Annotated in this window: 5 protein-coding genes and 1 pseudogene; all 6 read right to left on the bottom strand. The window is 75.0% G+C overall.

The annotated features are described in order from the left end of the window. Positions 1-133 precede the first annotated feature (133 nt). A complete protein-coding gene (locus tag AB0D67_RS30200; protein WP_362943470.1) occupies positions 134-1,561 on the bottom strand; it encodes an MFS transporter in 1,428 nt (475 codons plus the stop codon). Next, on the bottom strand, positions 1,542-5,567 hold the full coding sequence (locus AB0D67_RS30195) for an AMP-binding protein (protein WP_362943467.1): 4,026 nt from the start codon (positions 5,565-5,567) through the stop codon (positions 1,542-1,544). Before AB0D67_RS30195 ends, AB0D67_RS30200 begins: the two co-directional genes overlap by 20 nt. After that, positions 5,564-12,598, bottom strand: a complete 7,035-nt coding sequence (locus tag AB0D67_RS30190) for an amino acid adenylation domain-containing protein (RefSeq protein WP_362943464.1) — start codon at positions 12,596-12,598, stop codon at positions 5,564-5,566. Before AB0D67_RS30190 ends, AB0D67_RS30195 begins: the two co-directional genes overlap by 4 nt. Continuing rightward, on the bottom strand, positions 12,591-15,878 hold the full coding sequence (locus tag AB0D67_RS30185; RefSeq protein ID WP_362943460.1) for an amino acid adenylation domain-containing protein: 3,288 nt from the start codon (positions 15,876-15,878) through the stop codon (positions 12,591-12,593). Before AB0D67_RS30185 ends, AB0D67_RS30190 begins: the two co-directional genes overlap by 8 nt. A gap of 179 nt (positions 15,879-16,057) precedes the next feature. Further along, positions 16,058-16,255: pseudogene (locus tag AB0D67_RS30180) on the bottom strand (MbtH family NRPS accessory protein); the annotation flags it as partial. Positions 16,256-16,266: 11 nt separating this feature from the next. Next, complete coding sequence (locus AB0D67_RS30175) at positions 16,267-21,939, bottom strand: SDR family NAD(P)-dependent oxidoreductase (protein ID WP_362943544.1); 5,673 nt, start codon at positions 21,937-21,939, stop codon at positions 16,267-16,269. Positions 21,940-21,992: the final 53 nt, after the last annotated feature.

The following is a 21,992-nucleotide window of genomic DNA, read 5'->3' as shown; positions in this document are numbered from 1 at the left end:
CAGACGATCAAGGTCTGGCCGCCCGTCACGGCGGGAGCCCGGAGGGCCACGAGGCCGGACTCCATCTCCGAGGCCCGGTCATGCGGCCGAGGCTTCCTCACCTCGACCGCATGATCCGAACCCCTGGCGGCTCCTACCGCTGCGGCCCGGCGGGGATCTCCTTCGTCCGGGGGATGGGGGAGAAGACCAGCAGCAGGATCGGCAGGATGGCGCCGGCGACGACCGCGACGAGGATGGCGAAGCGCAGGCCGACGGCGTCACCCAGCAGGCCGGCGCCCAGCGCCCCGAGCGGCGCGGGGATCAGGCCGAGGGAGTAGATCGTGCCGATCACCCTGGCCTGCAGGCGCGGCGGAGTGATCGACTGCACCAACGTCATGTTGCTGACGAAGAAGACCTGGTTGCAGGCCCAGACGACGAACTGGGACGCGCCGAGCATCACCGCGGCCGTCCAGACGGAGCCGGAGGCGAACGGCACCAGCAGCAGCGAGCAGTTGCCGATCACCGTGCTCCACAGCAGGGTCGGGCCGATGCCCAGGCGGCGCATCGTCCGCACCGACAACGTCGCGCCGAGGATCGCGCCCACCCCGCCGGTCGCCATGACGGCTCCCACCCACTCCGGCGGCAGGTCGGGGCCGCCCCTGAGCAGGAACAGGATGTAGATCGACTGCATCGCGCCCATGACGAAGAACGAGTACAGGCCGCTGGCGATCGCCAGCGGGCGGATCATCGGCTGCGTCATCACCCAGCGGAACCCCGCCCAGATGGCCCGGTGCACACTGCCGGCCGTCTCGTCGTCCGGCTCGGGCCGCGCCTCGGGACGGCGGATCAGCAGCACCGCCACCGCGGAGAACAGGTAGGAGAACACGTCGATCAGGATCAGCATCGGCGCGGCCATGACCTTCAGCAGCGCCGACGCCGCGCCCGGACCGGCGGTCTGCGCCAGCGACTCGCTGAGCTGAAGCTTGCCGTTGCCCTCCGCCAGGTGCGACAGCGGCACCAGCGAGGGGAAGTAGGAGCGGTAGGCGACCTGGAAGAGCACCGACAGCAGGCTGAGCGCGAACACCACCGCGTACAGCGCGCCCAGCGTCAGGGAGTCCATCACGTACAGCAGCGGCACCAGCGCCAGCACCACGGCCCGGCCGAGGTCGGTCCAGATCAGCACCGGGCGCTTGCGCATCCGGTCGACGTAGACGCCGAACAGCAGGAACCCCAGCATCGGCAGCCGTACCAGCGCGCCGAGCACTCCCATCTCGGTCGCGCTCGCGCCCAGGGTGACGACGGCGATGAGCGGGATCGCCACGTAGGAGATCTGCGATCCGGCCTGGGACAGGGCCTGCCCGGCCCAGAGCCGCAGGAAGTCGTGGTTGCCCCAGAGCGTGCCCCCGCCCCCGGGTCCGGATCCGGCGTGGGCGGGCCCGTCCCCGGCCCGCTCGTCTCCGCCGTGCCCGTCCCCGGCCGCCCCGGAGGTCTCGGGGGTCTCGGGGGTGTCGGCCTCCCGCACGTTCCCGGCCTCCTGGGGGGACGAGTCCTCCCGCGTGCGCTCAGCCTCCGGTGACACCATCGTCGATCCAGCTCCTCACTTTGGCGGCCGCCTCGGCGACCAGGGGTTCGAAAAGGACGACCACGCGCTCGCCGGGGATGGGCTCGATCGCGAGCGTCCCCTTGACCACGGACCTCCAGCCCAGGTCGGGCCGATCGCCGACGGGCGCGAACAGCGCCACGTCCCCGTCGTAGGGCTCGTGGCGGTAGCGGCCGACGGCGTGCGCGTTGGCCCGGAACACCCGCAGGTAGCGCCGCGCCTGCTCGACGTCGGCGGTGTCCGGGGCCAGCCGCCGCTCCCGGCCGGCGGCCTCGATGACCGCCAGCAGCATCTCCTCCGGGCCGAGGCCCGCGAACTCGGCGGCATTCGTCTCCAGCGGCCCGCCGGCCAGCGCGTGCGTCATGAGCGAGGCGTCGTCCTCCAGCGAGCTGGTGATCACCGGCTCGTCGGCGTCGGAGTAGAACAGCACCACCAGCGGCACCTCCTCCCCGAGGGCGCGCAGCCGCCTGGCGATCTCCAGCGCGATGTTGCCGCCGATGCAGAAGCCGCCCAGCACGTACGGCCCGGCCGGCCGCAGCTCACGCAGCCGCGCCACGTAGTCGTCGACCATCTCGGCCATGGTCGGGTGAGGGTCCTCGCCGGAGGCCAGGCCGCTCGCGGCGATCGCGTACACCGGCTGGTCGGGGCCGAGCCTGCGGGCCAGCGGCAGGTAACGGAAGACCTGCCCGCCGAGCGCGTGCACCAGGAAGATCGGCGGCCGGTCGCCGCCGGCGTTGAGCGTGACGATCCGCTGCCCGGCCGACAGGTCCTCCGGGCCGCGCAGCAGATCGGCGAGGCCCGCGACGGTCGGCGAGGCCAGCACGGCGGCCACCGGCAGCTCCCTGCCGAACTCCCGCCGGATCCGCGTGGCCAGCCGCAACGCCAGCAGCGAGTGCCCGCCCAGGTCGAAGAAGTCGTCGAACACGCCGACCGCGGTGACGCCGAGCACGTCCTCCCAGACGGCGGCCAGCCGGCCCTCCACCGGATCCCTGGGCGGCACCCGGTACCGGTCCGGCTCCGGCCGTTCAGGCTCGGGCAGCGCGGCCCGGTCGAGCTTGCCGTTGGCGGTGAGCGGCAGGGCGTCCAGCGTGACCCACGCCGACGGGATCATGTGCTCGGGCAGCCGGTTCCGCAGCCGTGACCGCCACTCCACCTCGGCGCCGCCGGTCACGACGTAGCCGACCAGGCGGTCACCGGCGGCGACGACCACGGCGGCGCGCACCTCGGGCTGGTCGAGCAGGGCGGCTTCGATCTCGCCGGGTTCGACGCGCATGCCGCGGATCTTGAGTTGGTCGTCGAGGCGGCCGAGGTAGTCGAGTTCGCCGTCGGGTCGCCATCGGGCGCGGTCTCCGGTGGCGTAGAGGCGGGATCCGGGGGGTCCGTCGGGGTCGGGGACGAAGCGTTCGGCGGTGAGGGCGGGTCTGGCGAGGTAGCCGCGGGCGAGCTGGACGCCGCCGATGAACAGCTGCCCCGGCGTGCCCACCGGCACCCGCGCCATCCGCTCGTCGAGCACCTCCAGCCGGGTGTTGTCCACCGGCCGGCCGATCGGGACCACCTGCTCGGCCGGGTCGCACCGGTGCCAGGAGACGTCCACCGCGGCCTCGGTGGGGCCGTACAGGTTGTGCAGCTCCACCCCGGGCAGCCGGCCGGCGAAACGGCGCATCAGGTCGGCCGGGAGCGCCTCACCCGAGCACACGACCCTGCGCAGCCCGCCCGCGGACGGTTCCGGCAGGTCCCCGAGCAGGTCCTCCGGCGGGTTCCCCGGCGAAGCCTCCGGGAGGTCGCCCACCGGGTCCGCCGGCAGGTCACTGTCCGCCGGAAGGCCGTGGTCCGCCGGCAGGTCACGGTCGGGCGGCAGGTCACGGTCTGCTGGAAGCCCCCTCAGCAGGTCCTCCGGCAGGTCGAGGAACGCCTCCAGCATCGACGGCACGAAATGCGCCGTGGTGACCCCCTCGCCGGCGATCAGCCCGGCGATGCGGCCGGGGTCGTAGTGGACGCCCGGCTCGGCGACCACCAGCCCCGCGCCGGTGACCAGCGGCCAGAACAGCTCCCACACCGACACGTCGAACGACATCGGCGTCTTGTGCAGGACCCGGTCGGCCGGGGTGAGGCGGTAGGTGTCCTGCATCCAGCGGAGCCGGTTGACGATGGCGCGGTGGGAGACGCCGACGCCCTTGGGCCGGCCGGTCGATCCGGACGTGAAGATCACATACGCGAGGGAGTCCTCCGGGAGCGGCTCGCCGTACCGGTGGCCCTCCGGGAGCGGCTCGCCGTCCCAGCCGTCCGGCAGCGTCACCGTACGGGCGGCCGGCGGGGCCTGCCCGGCCAGGGCGGCGGAGGTGAGCACCACCGAGGCGCCGGCGTCGGCCAGCATGTCCCGCAGCCGCCCGGCCGGGTGCCCCGGCTCCAGCGGCAGGTAGGCGCCGCCGGCCGCCAGCACGCCCAGCAGGGCGGCCGGCAGGTCCAGGCTCCGCTCCAGGTGGACGCCGACCGGCTCGTCGGCCCGCACCCCGGCGTCGCGCAGCGCCGCCGCCACCCGCGCCGCCCGCCGCGACAGCTCGCCGTAGGTGATCCACTCTCCCGCGAAGCCCACCGCCGGGGCGTCCGGGGTCACGGCCGCGCGGGCGAGCACCAGGCCGTGCAGGGTGCCTCCGGCGTGGTCGCGGCCGGTCGCGTTCCAGCGGGTGATCGCCGCGACGTCGGCCTCGCCGATCTCCGGCGCACCGGTGACCGCCTCCAGCACGTGCGCGGCCAGGGAATCCATCTGCCCGCGCGGGAACTGCGCGCCGTCGTAGGAGACGGTGAGCGTCAGCCCGCCGCCCGGGACCCGGACGAAGGCCACCGTGCACGGCACGTCGGTCTGCTCGAAGAACTCCTGCCCGGTGACGGCCGGGCCGTCCTCGGGCAGCCCGCCGTACACGTGGAAGTCCCTGAAATCGAACAACGTGTCCAACAGGGGGGAGCGGCCGGCGAGCCGCTGGATCTCGAACAGCGGATAGTGCCGGTACGGCACGGCCGCCACCTCGGCGTCGAACACCCGCCGCACCAGCTCGGCCCGGTCGGCGGCGTCCAGCCGCACCCGCAGCGGCAGCGTGTTGAGGAACAGGCCGAGAACCTCGCCGCCGCCCTCGCTCTCCGGCCTGCCGTGCCCCAGCACGCCGGTCATCACCTCCCGCTCGCCGGTCACCAGGCCGAGCGCCAGCAGGTAGGCCGTCAGCAGGATCGTGCGCGGCGGGACCCGCAGCTCACGGGCGTCGCGTTCCAGCGCGGCCACCGCGGACGCCGGCACCGGTACGGCCAGCACCTCGGCGGTGCGCGGCCCGTCCGAGGGGAACCCGGGCAGCCGCGGCAGGCGGCTGTCCGGGGCGTCCGTCACCCGTTCCCGCCAGAACTCCCGCGCCTCCTCCGAGGCCACGGCGGCCCGTTCGGCCGCGACCAGGTCCCGGAACGCCGCCCGCGGCGGCGCGAGGCCAGCGGACCGCCCCTCCTGGTCGCCGGGCCGTTCCCGGGAACCGGCGGTGTAGCGGCGCAGGATCTCGGTGACCAGGGCGGCGACGCTCCAGCCGTCGAGGATCGCGTGGTGGAAGCTGAGGCTGAACGCGAACTCGCCGTCGTCCAGCACGTGCGCGCAGGCGCGCATCAGCGGGGGAGACGCCCAGTCGAACCCGGTGCGCTTCTCCGCCTCCCGCCACTCGGCCAGCCGCTCCCGCGCCCCGTCGCCGCGCAGGTCGGCGACCTCCAGCGGGATGACGGCCGTGTCGTGGACGAGCTGCAGCGGCTCGCTGAACCCGGTCAGGTCGAAGGAGGTGCGCAGCACCGGGTGCCGGGCGGCGACCTCGGCCAGCGCCCGCTCCAGCGCGGCCGCGTCGAGGCCGCCGCGCACGGTGATCGTCATCAGGTCGTGGTAGGTGGAGCCGCCGGTGTCGAGCTCGCTGTGGTACAGCATGCCGGCCTGCAGCGCGGCCAGCGGATACGCGTCCTCGATCATCGGTCGCCTTTCCCGAGTTTGGCCAGGTCCTCCGGGCTGAGCAGGCCGAACGCCTCCGTCGCGGGCGTGCCGGCCGGTGCGGGGCCGTCCGCGCGGGTGAGGGCGGAGGCCAGTTCCGCGACGGTCTGGTGGGTGAACAGCCGCTGCAGGTCGAGTTCGTAGCCCCTGCGCCGTAGCCCGGCCACCACCGACAGGCTGCGGATGGAGTCGCCGCCCATGGCGAAGAACCCGTCGTCGCGGCCGATCCCCTCCACGCCCAGCACCTCCCGCCACACCTCGGCCACGTCGCGTTCCGCGCCGGTGCGGGGCGGCTCCGCGGGAAGCCCGCCGCGGCCGTCCGGCGGGGGCAGCGCGGCCCGGTCGAGCTTGCCGTTGGCGGTGAGCGGCAGGGCGTCCAGCGTCACCCACGCCGACGGGACCATGTGCTCGGGCAGCTCCCGGCGGAGCCACTCGCGGGGATCGGGGGAGCCGCCGGTTCCGTCGCGCCAGACCGTGTAGCCGACCAGGCGCGGCCCGGCGGCGTCACGCCACACGCCGACCGCGGACGCCTCCAGGCCGGGATGCCGGGCGAGTACGGCTTCGATCTCGCCGGGTTCGACGCGCATGCCGCGGATCTTGAGTTGGTCGTCGAGGCGGCCGAGGTAGTCGAGTTCGCCGTCGGGTCGCCATCGGGCGCGGTCTCCGGTGGCGTAGAGGCGGGATCCGGGGGGTCCGTAGGGGTCGGGGACGAAGCGTTCGGCGGTGAGGGCGGGTCTGGCGAGGTAGCCGCGGGCGAGCTGGACGCCGCCGATGAACAGCTGCCCCGGCGTGCCCACCGGCACCGGCCGCAGCGCCTCGTCCAGCACGTACAGCCGGGTGTTGTCCACCGGGCGGCCGATCGGCACGGTCTCCTCACCCGGCGCGTAACGGTGCCAGGAGACGTCCACCGCGGCCTCGGTGGGACCGTACAGGTTGTGCAGCTCCACCCCGGGCAGCCGGTCGGTCAGCCGCCGCGCGGCGGCGGCCGTCAGCTCCTCACCGCTGCAGATCACCCGCCGCAGCGACCGGCAGCCCTCGATCCCCTCCTCGGCGGTGAAGGCGGCCAGCATGGACGGCACGAAGTGCGCCGTGGTGACGCCCCGGCTCCGCACGAGGTCGCGCAGGTAGGCAGGGTCGCGATGACCATCCGGCCGGGCGACCACCAGCGCCGCGCCGGTGATCAGCGGCCAGAACAGCTCCCACACCGACACGTCGAACCCGGCCGGGGTCTTGTGCAGGACCCGGTCGTCGGGGGTGAGGCGGTAGGTGTCCTGCATCCAGCGGAGCCGGTTGACGATGGCGCGGTGGGAGACGCCGACGCCCTTGGGCCGGCCGGTCGATCCGGACGTGAAGATCACATACGCGAGGGAGTCCTCCGGGACGTCCCTACCGGGGAACGCCGCGAAGCCGGAACCGGATCCCGGCGCCGCCGTGCCCTCCGCGGTACCCGTCCCGGTGTCCTCGGCGGCGTCCTCCGGGCCGTCCTTCGAGGTGCCGGCCAAGGTGCCGTTCGAGGTGCCCTCCGGGGCGTGCCCGGCGGACGGCATCGGTCCGGGGGCCCGCTCCAGGACCGCGTTGAGCTCCGTCGCGCCGGCCTCGTCCAGCATGAGCCGGACGCGCCGCTCCGGCAGGCCCGGGTCCAGGGGCAGGTAGCCCCCGCCCGCCTTGAGTACGGCGAGCAGCCGCACGGGCAGGTCGAGCGAGCGTTCGGCGTGGACGGCGACCACGGAGTCCGGCCCCGTCCCGCCGGCGGCCAGGCGGGCGGCCAGCAGCGCCGACCGGGCGTCCAGTTCGGCGTAGGTCAGCGTCCCGTCCTCGGACACCACCGCCGGGGCGTCGGGGGTGCGCGCCGCCTGCTCCTCGAACAGGCCGTGCAGCGTGCCGCCCGGATGGTCGCGGCGGGTGGCGTTCCACCGGTTCAGCACCAGGTCCCGCTCCTCGGGCAGGAGCACCTCCAGCTCCGACAGCGGGGTGTCCGGGGCGTCGGCGACGGCGCGGAGCAGCGCCAGGAAACCGCCGGCGAGACGCTCGACGGTGTCCGGCCGGAACAGGTCGCGGTCGTAGACGAACCTGGCCGCCACGCCGTCACCGGTCTCCGCGGCGTACAGCTCCAGGTCGAACCGGGCCGTGGTGGTGCGCAACGCGAACGGCTCCGCCCGCCGCCCGCCGCGCGCCCCCGCCGAGCCCGCCGGGTTCACGGCACCCGCGGCTCCCGGAGACTCCACGGGGGCCGGAGAACCCGGAGAACCCGGGGAACCCGGGGAGCCCGTCCCGGGCACCGCGTCCAGGTAGCTCTGCAGGGCGAACAGCGCCTGCGCCAGCGGCGGGCGGCTGGTGTCCCTGGCCACGTCCAGTTCGGCGACGAGCTTCTCGAACGGCAGCTCCTGGTGGGCGTAGACCTCCAGCACGGCGTCCCGGGTGCGGTCGAGCAGCTCCCCGAAGCCGGGGTCGCCGGACAGGCGGGCCCGCATCGGCAGCAGGTTGACGAACAACCCGACCATGTCCTCCAGCTCGGCCAGGTCCCGCCCGGACAGCGGTGAGGCCACCGCGAAGTCGCGCTGCCCTGACCAGCGGGCGAGCGTCGCCTGGAACGCCGCCAGCAGCGCCATGTAGAGGGTCGCGCCGCGGGCGCGGGCCCGCTCCGCCAGCCCGGCGACGAGGCCGGCGTCCAGCCGCAGGTCGTGCCACGCGCCCCGGTGCGCCGGCCGTACGGCCCTGGGCGCGTCCGCCGGCAGGTCCAGCGCGGGCAGCCCGGCCAGCTCCTCGCGCCAGAAGTCCAGGTGCCGCTCCAGGTACGGCCCGGCCAGCCGCTCGCGCTGCCGGAGCGCGTAGTCGCCGTACCCGGCGCGCGGCTCGTCCCGCCTGTCCGGCCTGTCCGGCCTGTCCGGCCTGTCCGGCTCACCCGGCCGCCGCGCCTCGCCGAGCAGTTCGCCGAGCAGGATCTCCGCCGACCAGCCGTCGGCGACGATGTGGTGCACGGCGACCACCAGGACGTGGTCGGCGGGCCCGAGCCGCAGCAGCGTCACCCGCAGCAGCGGACCCGCGGTCAGGTCGAAGGGGCGCTCCGCCTCGGCGTCGGCGATCCCGCGCGCCTCCTCGGCGGAGGCGGCCTCGGCGACCCGCAGTAGGACCCGCGCGTCCGGATGCCCGGCGGGGACGATCCGAACCTCCGGCCGCCCGTCCGGGGCGGCGGGGAAACGCATGCGAAGGCTCTCGTGCCGGGTCACGGCGTCGTCCAGCCGGTCCTGCACGGCCGCGGCGTCCACCGGCCCGCGCAGCCGTACCGCGGCGGGCAGCACGTACGTCGGGGTGCCGGGGGTGAGCTCCTCCATGAACCAGATGCGTTCCTGCGCGAACGACAGCGGCGGCGCCGTGCCCTCCGGCCGTCTGGGCAGGGCGGGGGCCGCCCGGCGGTCCCCGGCGGGCGGGTCCGGCTCGCCGTCCTGACCGTTCCCGGCGAGCAGGTCCAGCTCGCGGGCGAGCCGCCGGGCCGACGGATGGGTGAAGACGAGCTTGAGCGGCACGTCCAGTCCCGTCGCGGCCGAGAGCCGGGCGACCGCCCGGGTGGCCAGCAGCGAGTGGCCGCCGAGCCGGAAGAAGTCGTCGAGCGCGCCGACCTTCCCGGCCCCGAGCACCTCGGCCCACACCGAGCACACCAGTTCCTCGGTGGCGGTGGCCGGGGGCAGGTGGTCGTGCCCCGCGCGTGGCCCGGGAGCGGGCAGCGCCGCCTGGTCGACCTTGCCCGACGGGGTCAGCGGGATCCGGTCCACGGTCACGACCGCGCCGGGCACCATGTACGGCGGCAGCTCCGCCGCCAGACGCGCGAGCAGCCCGTCCTCCGCCTCCGCGAGACGCGAAGCCTGGGGCACGGACGCCTCCGCGAGACGCGACGCCTCCCGGGGCACGGATGCCTCCCGGGGCACGACGTAGGCGACCAGGCGGCGGTCGCCGGGGGTGTCCTCCCGGACCGTCACCACCGCCTGGGCGACCCCGGGGAGGGCCAGGAGGCGCTCCTCGATCTCACCGGGCTCGATCCGGTAGCCGCGGACCTTGACCTGCCGGTCGACGCGGCCGAGGATCTCCACCCGCCCGTCCGGGCGCAGCCGCGCCCGGTCACCGGTGCGGTAGAGACGCGACCCCGCAGGGCCGTACGGGTCCGGGACGAACCGGGAGGCGGTCAGCGCCGGCGCCCCCCGGTAGCCGCGTCCCACCCCGGCTCCGCCGACGCACAGCTCGCCGGCCACCCCGACCGGTACCGGCGAGCCGTGCTCGTCCAGCACGTGGACGCGGCCGCCGGTGAGCGCGTGGCCCACGGTGGGCCGCCGGGACGCCTCGGAGGGATCCAGCTCCGCGGCGGTGGCGATGATCGTCGTCTCGGTGGGGCCGTAGCTGTTGACCAGGGTGACCCGCTCGCCGTGCTCGGCGTACCAGGCGGCGAGCGCCGGGGCGGGCAGCGGATCGGCGCCCAGGATGAGCAGCCGCAGCGTCTCGGGCCACGCGACGCGGGCGGCGGTCAGCTCCTGCCAGTAGGAGGTGGGCAGGTCGATGACGGTCAGCGACCGCCCCCGCGGGGTCCGCAGGAAGTCGGGCAGCGGCTCGTCGGGGGCCAGCACCAGCTCCGCCCCCGAGGTGAGCGCGGGGTAGACCTCCTCGGCGTGGGTGTCGAACCCGGCGGAGGCGAACTGCAGCACCCGGTCACCGGGCCGGATGCCGTACTCGCGGCGCATCCACGCGACGCGCGCGTCCAGCGCGCGCCGTTCGACCTCCACGCCCTTGGGCCGGCCGGTCGACCCGGAGGTGTAGATCACGTACGCCAGGGCCGCCGAGCCGGCCGCCGATCCGGTCACCGGCGGGACGGCGGACATCGGGGCGGGGGAGGGGGCCGCGGGCGGCGGGCCGTCCGCTGCGCCGCCCGGGGCCCTCCCCGGAAGGTCGTCCGCTGCGCCGCCCGGAGTCCTCCCCGGAAGGTCGTCCGCTGCGCCGTTCAGGATGGCCCCCGGCGGGCCGTCCGCGACGCCGTCCAGAGTGATCACCGGCAGGTCGTCGCACTCGAGCAGGCCGTCCTGGGCGAGCAGCAGCGACGCCCGCGCGTCGCGCAGCATCCAGCGCAGCCGCCCGGCGGGATGGGCCGGGTCCAGGGGGAGGTAGGCGCCGCCCGCCTTCAGTACGGCCAGCAGGGCGACGATCAGCTCGGGGCTCCGACGGGCGCACACCCCGACCACCGTCTCGGCCGTCACCCCGGCGGAGACCAGCCGCGCCGCCAGCCGCTCCGCGCGGTCGCGCAGCTCGCCGTAACCGAGCCGCCGGTCGCCGTGGCTGACCGCGACCGCGTCCGGGGCGAGTCGCGCCCGCTCGTCGAACAGGTCCAGCACCGCCGCCGCGCCGTCCGCATGATCCGCGTCCCCCGTACGGCCCGCGCCGGGCCCGCCGCGCGTGCCCTCCGCGCCCCCTGGGTCCACCGCGCCGTCCGCGCCGCCCGCGCTGTCCGTGTCGTGCGCGGCGGACGCGCCGGTCCACCGGGAGGACGGCAGGGACGCGGTGACGGCCGGGACGCGGTCCTCGGGCAGCAGCATCGCGGCGCGCAGCCGCGACAGCGGGATGTCGCGGTCGTCGACCACGGCCTCCAGCATCCGCTCGTACCGGCGCAGCATCCTGGAGACCGTGCCGTCCTCGAACAGGTCGGCGTTGTAGGACAGCATCGCGTACAGCGAGCCGGAGCGCGGCGTCACGTCCAGCATCAGGTCGAACTTCGCCTGGCGCGCCCCCGGGTCGAACACCTCCGTCTCGACCCCGGCGATCTCCAGTTCCGACGCCTCCCGGTCCTGCATCACGAACATGGCCTGGAACAGCGGCGTGGTGCTCAGGTCACGCTCGACCCGAAGCTCGTTCAGCAGCCGCTCGAACGGGATGTCCTGGTGGGCGAACGCCTCCAGCACGACCGTCCGGACGCGGCCGAGCAACTCCCGGAAGCCGGGGTCGCCGGACAGGTCGCCGCGCAGCGCGAGCGTGTTCGGGAAGAACCCGACGACCCGCTCCAGCTCGGGACGGTCCCGCCCGGCGATCACCGAGCCGACGCACACGTCGTCCTGCCCGGAGTGCGCCCCGAGCAGCGCCTGGAACGCCGCCAGCAGCACCATGAACGGCGTGCACCGCTCCTCGGCGGCCAGCCGTTCCAGCCGGGCGGTCAGCCCGCCGCCGAGCCGCCGCACCGCGTAGCCGCCGCTCGACGAGCGCACCGCCGGCCGGGGCCGGTCGGCGGGGACGTCGAGGACCGGCACCCCGGCGAGCCGCCCGCTCCAGTAATCGAGCTGCCTCCGCACGGCGGCCTCGTCCACCCGCTCCCGCTGCCAGGCCGCGTAGTCGGAGTAGCGCAGCGGGACGGGCGGCAGCCCGGCCTCGCGCCCCTCCAGCCGGGCGGCGTAGCAGTCGGCGAACTCGCGCAGCAGGATCTTCAGCGACCAGCCGTCGGCCACGATGTGGTGCAGCACCACGCACAGCACGTGGTCGGACGGGGACATCGTGATCAGGTGGACCCGCAGCAGCGGCCCGGCCGCGAGGTCGAACGGCCGGTTCGTGAGGTCGGCGACCAGCCTCGTCGCGAGGCCCTCCCGCTCGGCCGCCGGGGCGTCGCCGAGGTCGAAGACCTCCGGCTCGACCGGCTCCGGCGGACCCGCCTCCTGCACGGGGCGCCCCTCGCGGACGGTGAAGCGGGCGCGCAGCGTCTCGTGCCGCTCCACCAGCCGGCCGAAGGCGTGGCGCAGCGCGTCCACCGAGACCGGCCCGCGCAGCCGCTGCACCATGAACATGTTGTAGGAGGCGTCGGCCGGGTCGAGCCGCTGCAGGAACCACAGCCGCTCCTGCCCGAAGGACAGCGGCGCCGGACCGCCGGCGTCCGGCCGCGACGGGATCTCCTCCCGCCGCGGCGCCGCCTTCCCCCGCAGCTTCTCCTCCAGCGCCGCCCGCTGCTCGGGACTCAGCCGCGCGAGCCTCGCCCTCAGATCACCGTCACCCATCCGCCGGGTCCTCCAACGCGGCCAGCAGTTCCTCCAGCTCGTCGTCTCCACTCATCCGCAGCTCCAGCAGGGCCAGCGCGTGCTCGGCCACCGTGGTGGCCTCGAAGCAGCGCCGCAGCGGCATCTCCACGCCGTAGCCCTCCCGGTAGCGGGTGACCAGCGACACCGCCAGCAGCGAGTGCCCGCCGAGCTGGAAGAAGTCGTCGTCGACGCCGATCCGGTCCCGGCCCAGCAACTCACCCCAGAGCACGCACAGCTCCTCCTCCAGCGGGGTGCGCGCCGCCGTGTACGGCGTGCCGAGGTCCGCCCGTCCCGCACCGCCCGGCGACGGCAGCGCGGCACGGTCGAGCTTGCCGCCGGGCGTCAGCGGGACGTCGTCGATCCCCACGAACGCCTGGGGGACGAGCGCGGCGGGCAGCTTCCCGGTCAGGTGCCTGCGCAGGTCGGCGGTGAGCGCGCCGGGATCGCCGGCCCAGTCGACGTAGGCGACCAGGCCGCGCCCGCCCGGGGCGTCGTCGCGCAGCGCCACCACCGCCCGCCGCACCTTCGGGTGCTCGGCGAGCAGCGCCTCGATCTCACCCGGCTCGACCCGCCAGCCGTGCACCTTCACCTGGTCGTCCAGGCGTCCCAGGAACTCCAGGTCGCCGTCGCCGTTCCATCGGGCCGCGTCGCCGGTGGCGTACATCCGCGACCCCGGCGGGCCGTACGGGTCGGGGACGAACCGGTCGGCCGTCAGGCCGGGCCGTCCCGCGTAACCCAGCGCGACCTGCGTCCCGCCGATGTGCAGGTGCCCCGGCACGCCCGCCGGGACCGGCTGGAGGCGGTCGTCCAGGACGTACAGCCGGTTGCCGGGCATGGGCTGGCCGATCGGCAGCGTGTGCCGGGACCCGCCCGGCTCCACCCGCCAGGCCGACACGTCCACCGCCGCCTCCGTCGGCCCGTAGAGGTTGTGCAGCTCCACACCGGGCAGCCGCTCGGCGAACCTGTCCGCCAGGCGCGGCGTCAGCTCCTCGCCGCTGCAGATCACCCGCCGCAGCGACCGGCACGACTCGATGCCGGTCTCCTCCAGGAACAGCGCCAGCATCGACGGCACGAAGTGCATCGTCGTCACCGCGTGCTCCTTGACGAGGTCACGCTGGTGACCCGGGTCGCGGTGCCCGCCGGGACGGGCCGCGACGAGGACGCCCCCGGTGACCAGGGGCCAGAAGAACTCCCAGACCGACACGTCGAAGCTCGCCGGGGTCTTCTGCATGACCGCCTCGCCCGGGGCGAGACCGAACCTGCGCTGCATCCAGGCGAGCCGGTTCACCACGCCCCGGTGGGTGTTGACCACCCCCTTGGGGCGGCCCGTCGACCCCGAGGTGTAGATCACGTAGGCGGGGTGATCGGGCCCGGTCACCGGCGCGGGGGCGTGCGACGGCCCGTCCCCCCAGTCGCCGGGCTCGTCCAGCAGCACCGGCTTGACCGCCCCCCGGGGAAGCAGGTCACGCAGGTGACGCTGGGTCAGCAGCACCCGGGCTCCGCTGTCGGTCAGCATGAACGCCAGCCGCGCCCGGGGATACTCCGGGTCCAGCGGCACGTAGGCCCCGCCGGCCTTCACCACGGCCAGCAGGGCGACGACCAGATCCGCCGACCGTTCGGCGCAGACCGCCACCGGGGCGGCCGGGCCCACGCCGATCCGGCGCAGCCAGTGGGCCAGCCGGTTGGCGCGCTCGTCCAGCTCGGCGTAGGTCAGCGTGACGCCGCCCGCCACCACGGCCGGGGCGCCGGGCGTCCTGGCCACCTGGGCCTCGACGAGCGCGCCCAGCGTCGCGCCGCCGTCCGCCAGGCCCGCGTCCACGGGGTCCGTGACCGCGATGTCCGCCTCCGGGCCGGCCGTGCTCCCGGCGTCCGCCGTGTCCGCCGCGTGTCGCGGGGAGCCGGCGTCCGTTCCCGTGCCGAGCGCCAGGATCCGCTCCCGCTCCTCCGCGGTGAGCAGTGGCAGCCGGGAGATCGGCGTGCGCGGATCGGCGACGGCCCCCTCCAGCAGCGTCTCCAGGTTCGCCGCGAACCGGTCCATCGTCGCCCGGTCGAACAGGTCCGTGCTGTACTCCAGCCGGGAGTGCAGCAGCCCCCCGCGCATGTTCAGGTCGAGCTGCAGGTCCACCTTGGCGGTGCCGTTGGCGATCTGGCCCTCGTTGGTGTCCACCGCCAGGTTGAACATCACCTGGTAGATCGGCGGCACGCTCAGGTCACGCGCCGGCTGCAACGCCTCGACCAGCCGCTCGAACGGCAGCTCCTGGTGGTCCAGGGCGTCGGCCACCGTGTCGCGCACCCTCGCCACCGCCTCGGCGAACGTCGGGTCGCCGCCCAGGTCGGTACGGAGCGCCACGGCGTTGACGAACATCCCGATGACCGGCTCGGTCTCCGGCAGCAGCCGCCCCGCGATGGGCGTGCCCACCACGATGTCCCGCTGCCCGGACCACCGCGACAGCACGGTCGCGAACGCGGCGAGCAGCACGACGAACAACGTCGCGTTCAGCTCCTTGGCCAGCCGCTCCACCCCCGCCGACAGCTCCGCGGAGAACACGCCGAGCCGCATGTCCCCGTGGTAGGTACGGCGGCGCGGACGCGGCCGGTCCGCGGGCAGCGCCAGGTCGGCCGGTATCCCGGCGAGCCGCTCCCGCCAGTGGGCCAGCTCTCCCTCGACGAACTCCCCGGTCAGCCGGCCGCGCTGCCACGCCGCGAAGTCGGCGAACTGGATGGGCAGCTCGGGAAGCCTCGGCTCCCGGCCCTCGCCCAGCGCGTCGTAGCACTCCTCCATCTCGTTGACGAAGATCAGGCTCGACACGCCGTCGAAGACCGTGTGGTCGAACACGCAGACCAGCCGCAGGTCGTCGCCGGCCATCCGCACCTGCCGCAGCCGCCACAGCGGCGCCCGGTCCAGCGCGAACGGCTCGGCCGCGTCGGCCTTGGCGAGCCTCGCCAGCTCGGCCTCCCGCTCCTCGGCCGGCAGGTGGGTCAGGTCGGTCTCGGTCAGCCGCACCTCGGGGGACTCGCCCGTGACGACCTGCACCACCTGGCCGTCGCGGAACTCGAAGACGGTCCGCAGCACCTCGTGGCGGCGCACCACCCGGGCGATGGCCCTCTCCAGCCGGCGCGGATCGACCGGCTGCCGGGCGCTCATCGGGATGAGCATGCCGATGTTGTAGACGGCCAGGTCGGGTTCGAAGCGGGCGAGGAACCACATCCGCTCCTGGCCGGAGGACGCCGGGAAGACGTCCACCGCCTGCCCGCTCACCTCGCCCCCTCCACACCCGCGTCCACGCCCACGCCCGCGTCCACACCCACGCCCGCGTCCACACCCACGCCCGCGTTCGTCCTCGCGTCCGCGCCGGTACCCGTGCCCGCACCTGTTCTCGCGTCCGCGCCCGCGTCCGCACCTGTTCCCGCGTCCGCGTCCGCGCGGGCGGCCATGGCCTCGCGCAGGCTCCGCGGCCGCATGTCGGTCCACACCCGCTCGATGTGGGCCAGGCACTCCTCCCTCGACCCGGTGAAACCCTCGTCGTGCCAGCCGTCGGGGTTGCCCCGGCCGGCCGGCCAGACGGAGTACTGCTCCTCGTCGTTGACGACGACCTTCGTGTCGGCGGTCTCGGCGCCGGCGGCGTTCGTGTCCATGACTGACTCGCTCACTGCTGCTCGCTCCTGCGGGGAAGCCGGGGGATGACGGTCTGGCCGGCGGGCGCGGACGGGGCGTCCGCCGCCGTGGCGGCGCGGGTCTGCTCGATCAGCGCGGTGACCCCCGCGACCGTGGGCTCCTCGAACAGGCTGCGCATCGGCAGCCGCACGCCGAGCTCCTTGCGGATCAACGCGATGAGCTGCACCGCGATCAGCGAGTTGCCGCCGAGTTCGAAGAAGTCGTCGTCGACGCCGATGCGTTCACCGCCGAGCACCTCGCCCCACAGCCTGGCGACGGCGGACTCGACCTCACCGCGCGGCGCGACGTAGTCCTCGTCCGCCGCCCGCGCGGGCCGCTCCGCCACCGCCGCCGGGTCCAGCTCCGTCTCGACCGTCTCCTGCGTGACCGAGCCGACGTTCGCCAGATAACCGGCCAGCGGCGTCGCCGCGACCACCACCTGCGGCCCCAGCGGTACGGCCAGCAGGCGGCGGAACGCCTCGGCGCCGTCCGCGGGACGGATGCCCATCCCGCCCGCCGCGTCCGCCTCGGCCGCCGCGTCCTGCCCGCCCCGCCCGACCGGCGCTTCCGGCGTCGGCGGCCCGTCCGGGACGCCCTCACCGGCCGCCGCGCGCTGCGCGCCCGCGTGGGCGGTCACCCCGGCCACCACGGCGTCGGTGTCGATCCGCCGCAGCACGTAGTCGGACATCTCCGCCAGGACCGTGCCGTCCATCCCGATGAACGTCACGTCCACCGCGAGCACCTCGTCGGTGTCGCTGTCCCGGAACCGCATGTGGCTCCAGAACGACCTCGGCAGCCGGTCCCGGACGGTGATCCGCCCGTACCCGAGCGGCAGGTAGTGCCCCTGGATGTCCACCCAGGTGAAGGACGTCGCGCTGTCCATCATCGCCGGGTGCAGCCCCCACCGGTCCAGATCCAGCGCCACCAGGTCGTCGGCCTCGAACAACCCCAGCGCCTCGTTCCGCCCGACGCGGCACTCCCGCATGTTGCGCCCCCAGTGCGGGCCGAGGTCCAGCAGCCCCGACAGCGGCACCCCGCCCTGGTCCGCCCCCGCCGGAGCGCACCGCGCGGAGATCGCCGCCACGTCCACGTACGGCGCCGGCCCCGGATCGACCCGGGCCGCCGTGCCCCGCGCGTGGACCCGCTCCCGGCCGCCGATGACGCTGCGCACCTGGAACTCCGCGCCCTCCGCCTCCGGGGCGAACACCACCCGGATCTCCGCCGACGCGCCGTCGGCCACCGACAGCGGCTCGACGAACACCACGTCACGCAGCTCCACCACGCCGTCGGACGGCGGCAGCACCGCGTCGCTCGCGCACCGGGCCATCTCCACGTGCCCCGTGCCCGGCAGCACCGGCACACCGGAGATGCGGTGCTCCTCCAGCACCCAGTGCGTCTCGGGGGCGAGGTGCCCGCCGACCCAGCCCAGACCGTCACCGTCCGGCTCGTGGCGCGCCGTCAGGATCGGATGGTCGACCGCTCTGATCCGGTCACCGCGCTGCAACGCCACGAACCCGGCCGGAGCGGCGACCTCGGCCGCCATGCCGACCTCCAGCCACCTGCCCCAGTTGACCGACACGACCGACGCCGCGCGCCAGCCGTGCTCACCCCTGGCGTGCGCGTCCAGGAAGTTGTTGGCCGCGCAGTAGTCGACCTGCCCGAACCCGCCCGCCACCGCGGTGATCGACGAGCACAGCACGACGGCCTCCAGATCGAGGTCGCCGAACGCGTCGCGCAGCGCGAGCGTCCCCGCCACCTTGGGCGCCAGCACCTCCTCGGCCGCCGCCCGCTCCTTGACCTCGGCCATGCCGCCGCCGGGCAGTCCCGCCGCGTGCACGACCACGTCCACCCGGCCGAACCGGGCCAGCACCTCGTCCCTGACGCGCCGCATGTCGTCCGCGCGGGTCACGTCGGCCGCGAGCACCGTCACCTCCGCCCCGGCGGCCTCCATCCGGCGGATCGCCGCGATCGCCCGGCCCTCCCGGCCCGCCGGGTGCGCGTCCCACTCCGACCGGTCCGGCAGCCCGGACCGCGACAGCAGCGCCAGCCGCACCCGCGCCCGGGACGCCAGGTCGGCGGCCAGCGAGATCCCGATACCGCCCAGACCGCCGGTGATCACGTAGACCTGCCCGTCCCGCGGCCCCGCCCCGGCGCCCGCCGCCCCGGCCACGACCTCCGCCGCACTCGGGGCGTCCGCGGCCACAGCGCCCGCCGATCCGGCTCCGGAGCCCGCGGTCCCGGACGCGTCCGGCACGGCGGGCACCTCGACCTGCTCGTAGTGCCGCAGCCAGCGCCGCCCGCCCCGCAGCGCCACCGACGGCAGCAACCCCGCCTCGTCCGTCTCCGGCCGCCTGCCCAGCTCCGCCGCGGCGTGCCGCGCCCAGTCGCCCCGCCCGCCGGCGTCCACGTCGACGTGCCGCACCCGCAGCCACGGCGTCTCCAGCGGCACCACCCGGGGGAAACCGGCCAGCGTCGCGTGCTCCGGCCGCAGCAGGTCACCGCCGACGACGTCCTCGGTCCCCGAGGTCACCAGATCCAGCTCCACCTCACCGGCGGGCTGCGCCGCCGTCAGCGCCTGCACCAGCGCCAGCACGCTGAAGAAACCCCGGTCCTGCGCCCGCCACACCTCGCCCGCGCCGTCCGCCGGGCCGCCGCCGGCCGCCCAGGCGTGCACCACCCTGCCCGGCACCGCGCCCAGCTCCGCCAGCAACGCGTCGTAGTCGGCCCGCTCCGCCGGCCGTACGGTGAAACCCGCCTCCGACGCCGAGAACGCCGCACCCGGCCGCACCTCGGTCACCTCGGCCCCCGCCGCGCGCAGCGCCGTAACCAGCGCCGCCGAACCCTCGTCGGCGAACACCAGCGCCCGGCCCACCGGCGCGGACGGCACCGGCACCGGCGCCGCCTGCCGCCACACCGGCACGCTGAACCACTCCGGCAGCGGCAGCTCCCCACCGGCCGGCGCCGCGTGGTTGGCCACCCCGCCGACGAACGCCCCCTGCGGATCCGGGTCGATCCACGCCCTGCGCCGCTCCCACGGATAACCCGGCAGCGACACCCGCCGGCCCGGATCGCCGAACTCGCCCGTATCCACGCCGTTCACCCACAGCGCCCCGACGGCGGCCGACAGCACCCGCACGTCGTCGCCCACGTCCTTCGGACCCGGCAGCGACGCCAGCGGCGCCACCCCGCCCTCCGGGACCTGCGCCTCCGCCAGCCCGGCGAGCTGCCCGCCGGGACCGCACTCGATCATGATCCACTCGCCGTCGGCGAGCAGGTTCGCCACACAGTCGCCGAACCGCACCGGCTCCCGCAGGTGCCGCGCCCAGTACGACGGGTCGGTCGCCTCCTCCGCCGTGATCCACGTGCCGGTCACGTTCGACAGGAACGGCAGGCCAGGCGCCGACCGCTCCACCGAGGCCACCAGCTCACGGAACTCCCCCAGAACCGGCTCCATCATCGCCGAGTGGAAGGCGTGGGAGGTGCGCAGCACCACCCCGCCCACCCCCTCTTCCTTCAGCTCGGCCGCCAGCTCCTCGATCGACGCCGACGGCCCCGCCACCACGCACGTCCCCGGCCCGTTGACCCCCGCGACCGACACGTCGTCCGGCAGCAGCGGACCGATCTCCTCCGGCATCAGCCGGACCGCCAGCATCGACCCGCCCGGCAGCCCCTGCACCAGACGCCCCCTGGCCGCCACCAGCCGCAACGCGTCCGGCAGGCTGAACACCCCCGCCAGCGTCGCCGCGACGTACTCCCCGACGCTGTGGCCGATCATCGCCGCCGGCTCCACGCCCAGCGACCGCCACAGCACCGCCAGCGCGTACTCCACCGTGAACAACGCGGGCTGGGTCAGCTCGGTCCGCCGCAGCCGCTCCCCGGCCTCCTCACTCCCGTCGAAGACCAGATCCCGCAGATCCTCGCCCAGCACCGGCAGCAGGATCTCCGCGCACTCGTCCACCGCCTCGGCGAACACCCGCTCCGTGCGGTACAGCTCCGCGCCCATCCCCGCGTACTGCGAGCCCTGCCCGGAGAACAGGAACGCGACCCCCGGGGTGCGCCGCGACGCCGTACCGGAGATCACCCGCCGCGGATCGGCCAGCGCCGCCACCGCGTCCGCCACGTCGGACGCCACCACCGCCAGCCTGCGCGGCAGCTCCCTGCGCCCCACCCGCAACGTGTGCGCCACATCGCCCATCCGCAGGTCCGGATGCTCCGCCAGATGCCCGGCCAGCCGCTCGGCCGCCGCCGCCAGCGCCGTGTCGGTCCGCGCCGACAGACGCAGCAGATGCGCCGCCCGCGCCCCCTCCGGCCCGCCGGAGTCCTCACGCCCGGCGACGACCGGGGCCTCCTCCAGCACGATGTGCGCATTCGTGCCGCCGATCCCGAACGAGCTCACCCCCGCCCGCCGCGGGAAACCGTTGCGCTCCCACTTCGTCGGCGCCGCCGCCACGTAGAACGGGCTCGCCGCGAAATCGATCTTCGGGTTCGGGCTCTCGTAGTGCAACGTCGGCGGGATCAACCCGTTCTCCAGCGCCAGCACCGCCTTGATCAGGCTCGCGATGCCCGCCGACTGCCCCAGATGCCCGATGTTGCTCTTCACCGAGCCGATGCCGCACCACTGCCGGTCGGCCGTGTCCTGCTGGAACACGCTGCTCAGCGCCGCCACCTCGATCGGGTCGCCCAGCGCCGTACCCGTGCCGTGCGCCTCCACGTACGTCACCGTGCGCGGGTCCACCCCGCCCACCCCCAGCGCCTGCGCGACCACGGCCGCCTGACCGTCCATGCTGGGCGCCGAGAACCCGACCTTGCCCGCTCCGTCGTTGTTGATCGCGTTGCCCAGCACCACGGCCCGGACGTTGTCACCGTCGGCCAGCGCCTCCGACAGCCGCTTCAGCACCACCACCCCGCCGCCGCTGCCCCAGATCGTGCCCGCCGCCTTCGCGTCGAACGCCCGGCAGTGACCGTCGGGGGAGACGATGCCGTCCTCGTCGTAGACGTACCCCTGCCCCTGCGGCAGATCCAGCATCGCGCTGCCCGCCAGCGCCATGTCGCACTCGCCGTTGCGCAGCGCCTCCGCCGCGACGTGCACCGCCACCAGCGACGTCGAACACGCCGTGTGCAACGTGTAACTCGGCCCCCGCAGGTCCAGCTTGTACGACGCCAGCGTCGCGCAGTAGTCCACGTGGTTGCCCACCATCACCGCCAGCCAGCCCGCGTTCGCGTGCGCCTGGGCGTTGCTGCGGATGTTGATCCACTGGTAGAAGTCCGAACCCGACCCCGCGTAGACACCGATCTCACCCGGATACCGGAACGGGTCGTAACCCGCGTCCTCCAGCGCCGTGTGCGCCAGCTCCAGGAACAGCCGATGCTGCGGATCCCGGATCTCCGCCTCCCGGATCGACATGCCGAAGAACGCCGCGTCGAAATCCTGGTGGTCGTCCAGCATCATCGCGGCCGGAACGAAGTTCGGATCCTCCAGCACCCGCTCCGACACGCCCAGCGCCCGCTGCTCCTCCAGGGTGAACCGCGTCAGCGACTCCACCCCGTCCGAGAGGTTGCGCCAGAACTGCCCGGCGTCCCCTGCTCCCGGCACCCGGCACGAAAGACCGATGATCGCGATCGGCTCCACCGTGGGTTCCTCGGCCATGCGTTGGGTCCCTTCCATCTCACTCACGAGCTCTCCTGCGGCCCGGCGGGCCTCACGTTCTCCGTGGCCCG

Origin of the sequence: Streptosporangium sp. NPDC048047, assembly GCF_040653115.1 — a bacterium.
GTDB lineage: Bacteria > Actinomycetota > Actinomycetes > Streptosporangiales > Streptosporangiaceae > Streptosporangium.
This window is presented reverse-complemented; position numbering and strand designations above follow the sequence as displayed.

Coding starts and splice junctions, on each gene's coding strand:
- AB0D67_RS30200 (WP_362943470.1), bottom strand. CDS start 1,561: ATGGTGTCACCGGAGGCTGAGCGCACGCGGGAGGACTCGTCCCCCCAG.
- AB0D67_RS30195 (WP_362943467.1), bottom strand. CDS start 5,567: ATGATCGAGGACGCGTATCCGCTGGCCGCGCTGCAGGCCGGCATGCTG.
- AB0D67_RS30190 (WP_362943464.1), bottom strand. CDS start 12,598: ATGGGTGACGGTGATCTGAGGGCGAGGCTCGCGCGGCTGAGTCCCGAG.
- AB0D67_RS30175 (WP_362943544.1), bottom strand. CDS start 21,939: ATGGAAGGGACCCAACGCATGGCCGAGGAACCCACGGTGGAGCCGATC.